The following is a 7685-nucleotide window of genomic DNA, read 5'->3' on the forward strand; positions in this document are numbered from 1 at the left end:
TTGGCACGCCACACACCGACACCACCCAAACCGGCCCCACCCACATCTTCAACCTGGGCCACGGCATCAGCCAATACACCCCGCCCGAACATGTGACGGCGCTGGTGGAAGCGGTGCACAGCCATTCAAAGGCCATGCGCCAAAAGTGAGCATGGCTGACTTGGTCGGTCTTCGGTAGCATAAAAATCAGGCGCACAAGCACTTTTTTCAAAAATAAAGGCCGCTTGACGCTTGACTTATGCACAAAAGTAAACATCACCCCAAACAGCCCACCTATGTTGCGAAGCAGCAATATCGATCGACACCCTCTAACGTAAGTTGTTGATTTCATTGGGATTTATTTCCTGCATATTGAATGGGCAATTTGACGGAAGGCTTGATTTTCAAGGCTTCCAGCGTATCTCGACAGAGTTTTCAACAAAGTTATCCACAGATTTTTTGGATTGATCTCAAAGCTCTTTGAAATCAATGACTTAGCCACTCTTTCAAGAATTCAGCTAACCTCCAATACTGGCAAATTTACCGAAATACCCGAGAACAATGTGAGCGCACACCACTGGATTGACGTTGCCGTCCAGACCCCGGCACACAGCCAAGTCGGGGGACTGCTGAGCTACCGCAGCCCCTTTTTGGTGCAGCCCGGTCAGCTGGTGCGCGTGCCTTTGGGTCAGCGCGAAGTGCTGGGTGTGGTCTGGGCCCTGCGCGATGCCGCGCCCAACGACATGCCCACTTCGGCTGTGCGCGATGTGCTGAGCGTGCTCGCAGACTTGACACCGCTGGACAGCGCTTGGCGGCAACTGGTGCAGTTCTCAGCCCAGTATTACCAGCGCTCGTTGGGCGAGGTGGCCTTGTCGGCCTTGCCGCCACAGCTGCGCGACTTGACCAGCGAACAACTGGCACGACGCCTGAAAAAGCAAAACACCGAGCGCGCCGTGCAAACCACGGCCGGCCCAGCCCTCTCGCCCGAACAAAGCGCTGTGCTGGACCAAATGGCCTCAGGCACAGGCCCTTTTTTGCTGTTTGGCAGCACCGGCAGCGGCAAGACCGAGGTGTATTTGCAAGCTGTGGAACGCATGCTGGCGGCGGACCCGCAGGCCCAAGCCCTGCTCATGGTGCCCGAGATCAACCTCACGCCGCAGCTGGAAGAACGGGTGCAGGCTCGCTTTGGCACCGAGGCGGTGGTGTCGATGCACAGCGGCATGACGCCCGCCCAGCGCCTCAAAGCCTGGCTGGCCGCGCATGCGGGTCACGCCCGCATCGTGCTGGGCACGCGCATGGCGATTTTTGCGTCCATGCCGCACCTCCAACTCATCGTGGTCGACGAAGAACACGACCCCAGCTACAAACAGCAAGAAGGCGCCCGCTACTCGGCCCGCGACTTGGCGGTGTACCGGGGCCGCCTGCAAAACGCCCCGGTGCTGCTGGCCTCGGCCACGCCATCGCTCGAGAGCTGGCACCTCAGCCGCCCGGCCACAGAGGACGATACAGGCGGCCGTTACCAGCGCCTGCTCATGCCCTCGCGAATCGGCACCGGCCTGTTGCCGAAAGTGCGGCGCGTGGACATGAACAAACAACCGCGCCGCACCGTGCTGTCCACCCAGCTCGTGGCCGCCATCCAAGAGCGGGTAGAGCGCGGCGAGCAATGCATGCTGCTGCTCAACCGCCGCGGCTACGCCCCCGTGCTGCACTGCGCCGACTGCGGCTGGAAAAGCGAGTGCAAGCACTGCAGCGCATTCCGGGTGTTCCACAAAATTGACCGCACCCTGCGCTGCCACCACTGCGGACTGACCGAGCGTGTGCCGCGCGCCTGCCCCGAATGTGGCAACGCCGACATCGCGCCCATTGGCCGGGGCACAGAACAACTCGAAGAACACCTGGGCGAGTTGCTGGCGCACGTTTTGCGCCCAGATGGCATGCCGGTGCGCATCGCCCGCATCGACGCCGACAGCACACGGCTCAAAGGGGCACTCGAAAGCCAACTGGCCCAAGTGCACTCCGGCGAGGTGGATGTCTTGGTCGGCACGCAAATGATTGCCAAGGGGCACGACTTCAGGCGCATCACGCTGGTGGCCGCCGTCAATCCGGACACGGCGCTGTTTTCAAGCGACTTTCGGGCGCCTGAGCGCTTGTTTGCGCTGCTCATGCAGGCCGCTGGCAGAGCCGGGCGCGATGCCGCGCAAAGCGCCACGAGTGAAATGTGGGTACAAACCTTTCACCCCACCCACGCGCTGTTTGAGGCGCTCAAAAAACACGACTACCCGGCCTTTGCCGCCAGCGAGTTGGCCGAGCGCACCGCCGCCGACCTGCCGCCGATCAGCCACCAGGCCCTGCTGCGCGCCGACGCTCGCACGCAAGAAGCCGCCCAAGCGCTGTTGAATGCGGCCCGCGAAACGCTGGAGGCGCAACTGAGCGCCGATCCGGCGACCGCAGACTTGGTCTTGCAGGTGAGTGTGTACCCCGCCGTGCCCATGAGCATGCAGCGTGTGGCCGATGTGGAGCGCGCCCAGATGCTGCTGGAGAGCCCCAACCGCATGGCGCTGCAAAAAATGCTGTGGCATCTTCATGGCGTGTTGCACCAGGTGCGCAGCCAGCCCGAACACAAAGGCGTGATCCGCTGGCTGGTCGACGTGGACCCGCAGGCGATTTGAGACGATTGCAATCGCCAATCCGCGGGGGGCAAAGTCATGCGAACCCATCGCGGTCGGTGACCGCTCCTACAGGGGAACCGTTGGCTCCTTTTGAGCACTCACCCCTCGATGGACGTCTTCACATTTTGAAAAACGCCACTGCGCCTGAGAATGTCAAGAATGCAGCCGATGTGGTGACCAAAATGATGCGGGCGATGCGCCCGTTGTCAGCGCCCAAGCGCTCGGCCAGCAGCGACACATTGCTGGCGCTGGGCAGCGCGGCCACCAACACCATCACCTGCAGGGCAAAGGGCTCGATTGGCACGCCCCACTGAATGGCCGTCAAGCCCACCAGCAACACCAGCACCGGGTGCAGCACCAGCTTGATCAGCGCAATCGGCAGGTAATCGGCGGTGCGCAAAGGTCCATCCGGGCGCTCGTGTGCCTGCATTTGTGAGCGGGCCAGCACCGCACCGATGGTGAACAGCGCCACAGGCGAGGCCGCATCGGCCAGCAAGCTCACCGTCTTGTCCACCGGGCCGATCAATTCCAAGTTCCAAAATGAAAACGCCGCGCCCAGGCTGATGGCCCAAGGCATGGGGTTGCGCAGCACCCCGGCCAACGCCTTGCGAGCGGCCACCGCCGCACCGTGCTGCCCAGCCGCGTCCATGCGCGACAAAGCCACGCACAACGAGGAAGTGATCACCAGATCGACCACGATGGTCACAATGGCCGGCCCCACCGCCTGCGCCCCGAGCAATGCCACCAGCAAGGGCACACCCATGAAGCCGGTGTTGGGAAAGGCGGCCACCAAGGCCCCCATGGACGCATCGTTCCAGCGGATGCGTGCATTCATACTGATGGCGATGCTGAACGCCACGACCACCAAGGCGCACAACAAATAGGTGAAAAACACCCCGGCATCGAGCAACTGGGCAATCGGCGTGTCAGCCCCGAAGCGGAACAACATGCAAGGCAACGCAAAAAACAGCACAAAGCCATTCAAGCCAGGAATGGCCTCCAAGGGCAAGAGCCGCAGCCGGGCTGCCGCATAGCCGCACAAGACCAGGGCGAAAAAGGGAAAGGTGACACGCAAGATTTCAAGCATGCACCGATTGTCGGGGTAAACCAGTAGGCGGCTTGGGCACCCACAGTCGCAGTGCGGACAGGCTGAGCCAGCACCAACCCACATGCCAACGGCAGCCGGGCACGGCTCACCCAAGACGAAGGCCCAGCTCAAGCCCGCTATGATGGCCCGCTTTGCCCCGATCGCCCACGCCCCATGTCAGCCGGACTCAACAACGCCCAACTCGAAGCCGTGAACTACGTCTCCGGCCCCTGCTTGGTGCTGGCCGGGGCCGGTTCGGGCAAGACACGCGTGATCACGCACAAAATCGGGCGCCTGATCGAAGCCGGGCTGGAGCCCAAGCGCATCGCTGCCATCACCTTCACCAACAAGGCCGCGGCCGAGATGCGCGAGCGGGCCAAGGAACTCATTGGCCGCCCGGCCAAAGACGTGACGGTCTGCACTTTCCACGCCCTGGGGGTGCGCATCATGCGCGAGGACGGCGCGGTGCTGGGGCTCAAGCCTCAGTTCAGCATCATGGACGCGGACGATGTGACCAGCATCCTCAAAGACTGCGGCGGCACCACCGATGCGGCCACCGCCCGTCAATGGCAGTGGACGATCAGCCTGTGGAAAAACATGGGCCTGAACGCCGAGCAGGCCGCCGCCCAAGCGCCTGACGACAACGCCCGCGTGATCGCCCGCATCATGGCGCTGTACCAAGAGCGGTTGACCGCCTACCAAAGTGTGGACTTTGACGACCTGATCGGCATGCCCCTGAAGTTGCTGGCCGACTACCCCGAAGTGCGCGAGCGCTGGCAGGCCAAGATGGGCCATGTGTTGGTCGACGAATACCAAGACACCAACGCCACGCAGTACGAAGTGCTGAAACACCTGGTGGGTGAGCGCGCCCGCTTCACGGCAGTGGGCGACGATGACCAGTCCATTTACGGCTGGCGCGGCGCGACGCTCGACAACCTCAAACGCTTGCCCGTGGACTTTCCAAATTTGAAAGTCATCAAGCTGGAGCAGAACTACCGATCCACCAGCGCCATCTTGCGGGCGGCCAACAACGTGATCCAGCCCAACCCCAAGTTGTTTCCCAAAACGCTGTTTTCGGAGTTGGGTGAGGGCGAGCCCGTGCGCGTGATCGATGCAGTCAACGAAGATCACGAAGCGGACCGAGCCATTGCACGCATCCAGTCGATCCGCGGCGGCCAGGTCAACCCCTCCAAACACCGCGAGTTCAAGGACTTTGCCATCCTGTACCGCGCCAACCACATGGCCCGGCCGTTTGAGCAAGCGCTGCGCCGCGCCAACATTCCTTACAAGGTGTCGGGCGGGCAAAGCTTTTTTGACAAAGCCGAAATCAAGGACTTGTGCGCCTGGTTTCGCCTGTGGATCAACAACGACGACGACCCGGCCTTTTTGCGCGCCATCACCAGCCCCAAGCGCGGGATCGGTCACCAAACGCTGGGCCAGTTGGGTACTTTTGCCACGCAATACAAACTGAGCTTGTTCGAGGCCCTGTTTGCGGGCAGCCTGCCCAGCGCGGTCAATGCGCGCGCGGTGGCAGGCTTGCACGAGTTTGGCCGCTACATCAACGACCTGGAGCACCGCGCCCGCCACACTTTGGGCAAAACAGACGCGTTGGCTTTTTTGCTGGAGTGGCTCAAAGAAATCGGCTACGAGTCGCACCTGTACGACGGCGAGGAGAACGAAAAAGTGGCCTCGGCCCGCTGGACCAATGTGCTGGAGTTTTGCGACTGGATGGCCGGGCGCTGCGGCGGCGAGATCGAAGACGCCACGGGGACGGACGCCACCGAAACCAAAAACCTGCTGGAGGTGGCACAAACCATCTCGCTGATCTCCACCCTGAGCGAGCGCGAAAAAGACCAGAACGTGGTCACGCTCTCCACCCTGCACGCCTCCAAGGGTCTGGAGTGGCCGCATGTGACCCTGGTGGGCGTGAACGAAGGCCTGCTGCCTTTTAAGCTGGGCGACGACGACACCACCGAAGGCGCCAGCCAAGAGGGTATCTTGCTGCGCCTGCAAGAAGAGCGCCGCCTGATGTATGTGGGCATCACCCGCGCCCAGCGCAGCCTGGCTGTCAGCTGGACCAAACGCCGCAAAAAAGGCCGCGAAACCGTGGCCGCACTGCCCAGCCGCTTCATTGCCGAAATGCGGCTGGATGAAAACACGGTCAAAGAAGACCCGCGCGAAAAACTCAAAGCGCTGCGGGCCGAATTTGCACAACGCGCAGCCGTAGCGACGGCAGCGGCTGCGCAGGCCAAAACATGAGCACACTTCAACTGCGTCTTTGGGCCATCACCGGCATGGCCGCACTTTTTGCCCTGTCAGGCTGCACCAACTTGCCCCCCGCTTGCCCTGCCTCTGCCGACGTCCAGCCCGAACAACTGCACGGCATCTGGAAGGTGCAACTGGACGGCACTGGCCCAGATTGGTTCCTGCAACTGGGCCCCCACCCTGAACACCGGGGCAGTCTGCGCGGCGAGCTGTCAAAAGGGACGCAGCGCTACCCGGTGGTGGCTGACCTCGAAAAAGGGGAGTTCACCTTAGAAGAATCCCACGACGGCCGTCGCATTGCGGCCACCTGGCTGGGCGAAGTGCAAGTGCGGCACTGCAACTGGACGATCACAGGTGAACGGCAATGGGGAGACGCCACCCGACCACCTCAACCATTTGTGATTCTTTCAAACAGCTCTCGTTGATTCACGGATCACCAGCGTGGTCGGCAGCAGATCCGATTCTGGTTTTTCGCCTGCCATGATGCGCAGCAAACAGTCGACCAATTGGACTCCGGCCATATCCAACGGTTGACGCACCGTTGTCAGGGGCGGGAAGCTGTGAGCTGCAGGCTCGACATCGTCATACCCCACCACACTCACATCTTCGGGGACTCGGTAACCCCTTTCGCGCAACACGCCCAAAGCACTGATGGCGATCAAGTCACTGGCCGCCACCAAGGCATCAAAATTCAAGCCATGTCGGTCCAGATGCAAGCGCAAAGCCTCTTGTGCAGAAAGCGGTGCAAAAGACGAAGGAATGTACAAAGACGAGTCCATTTTCATGCCGGCCTTGCGCAAGGCTTTCTGATAACCCGCATAACGTTTTTCGGGTTCAGGCAAGGACTTCTCACCCATGAAGGCGATGCGCTTGCGACCCAATCCCAGCAAATGTTCGGTGGCCAACTGACCACCGCTGGCATTGTCACCGCCCACACTGCAATACAACTGATTCGGCAACTGCGCTCCCCAGGCCACAAATGGAAGGCGCTGCCTTGCGAGTTCATTGAGTTGATCGTGGTGTCCCCATTGACCGATCACAATCATCCCCCCCACCCGACCCGAGTCATACAGTGCAGAAACCCGATCCAAATGGTCTGCATCAACACGAGAAAGCAACATGTCATATTGCCTATCCGTCAGTGCATCCGCCAAACTACCCAGCATGCCCAGGAAAAATGGATCGGAAATACTTTGCCGATTCGCCGAGTCGTAGGGAATCACCACCCCGATTGTTGTGTTGTCGCCTTTGCGCAAATTTTGCGCACCCAAATTGATGGTGTAGTTGAGCGATCGGGCCAATTCAATGATTCGCAACCGTGTTTCGTCGTTGATCAGCGAGCTGCCATTGAGTGATCGTGAAACGGTTGCCGTCGACACGCCCGCCAAACGGGCAATATCGGCCATCTGGATCTTGCGCTTTTCTGGTTCTGCTTTAGCCATTCACGGTCTCTCTAAGTTCGACCCATGTTAAATCAAAAAAATGCCCCTACCCATGAGGGTAGAGGCACAAGGTTTCCTTGGAAGAAACACACTGAACAACTTGCTGGGTCGCGCTCAATTGACAAACTGCTCAGAGCCAACGATGCCCAATTTGGTCAAGCCCACTCTCTGTGCATTGGCCATCACGGCCGCAGCCGCTTCGTACTTCGCCTTCGCATGCGAGCGAATGTGCAACTCAGGCTG

The 7685-nt window shown here is 60.7% G+C and carries 6 protein-coding genes; 4 read left to right on the top strand and 2 right to left on the bottom strand.

What is annotated here, in order from left to right:
• A partial coding sequence (locus tag B9Z50_RS17170) for a uroporphyrinogen decarboxylase family protein (protein WP_304481688.1) occupies window positions 1-149 on the top strand: 149 nt, incomplete at its 5' end.
• Window positions 150-542: 393 nt separating this feature from the next.
• On the top strand, window positions 543-2648 hold the full coding sequence (priA, locus tag B9Z50_RS17175) for a primosomal protein N' (protein WP_108365971.1): 2106 nt from the start codon (window positions 543-545) through the stop codon (window positions 2646-2648).
• Window positions 2649-2766: 118 nt separating this feature from the next.
• Here priA and B9Z50_RS17180 read toward each other — a convergent pair whose 3' ends face one another.
• Entirely contained in the window at window positions 2767-3735 is a 969-nt protein-coding gene (locus B9Z50_RS17180) for an AEC family transporter (RefSeq protein ID WP_108365972.1), read from the bottom strand.
• Between the two features lie 174 nt (window positions 3736-3909).
• Here B9Z50_RS17180 and B9Z50_RS17185 point away from each other — a divergent pair, with 174 nt between their 5' ends.
• Window positions 3910-5994, top strand: a complete 2085-nt coding sequence (locus tag B9Z50_RS17185) for an ATP-dependent helicase (RefSeq protein ID WP_108365973.1) — start codon at window positions 3910-3912, stop codon at window positions 5992-5994.
• Window positions 5991-6425: a hypothetical protein gene (locus tag B9Z50_RS17190; RefSeq protein WP_108365974.1), complete on the top strand. Its 435-nt coding sequence runs from the start codon at window positions 5991-5993 to the stop codon at window positions 6423-6425. Before B9Z50_RS17185 ends, B9Z50_RS17190 begins: the two co-directional genes overlap by 4 nt.
• Here B9Z50_RS17190 and B9Z50_RS17195 read toward each other — a convergent pair.
• Entirely contained in the window at window positions 6408-7442 is a 1035-nt protein-coding gene (locus B9Z50_RS17195; RefSeq protein WP_233249926.1) for a LacI family DNA-binding transcriptional regulator, read from the bottom strand. The two genes, B9Z50_RS17190 and B9Z50_RS17195, sit on opposite strands and share 18 nt — an antisense overlap.
• Window positions 7443-7685: the final 243 nt, after the last annotated feature.

Origin of the sequence: Limnohabitans sp. Bal53, from assembly GCF_003063355.1 — a bacterium.
Taxonomy (GTDB): Bacteria; Pseudomonadota; Gammaproteobacteria; order Burkholderiales; family Burkholderiaceae_C; genus Limnohabitans_A.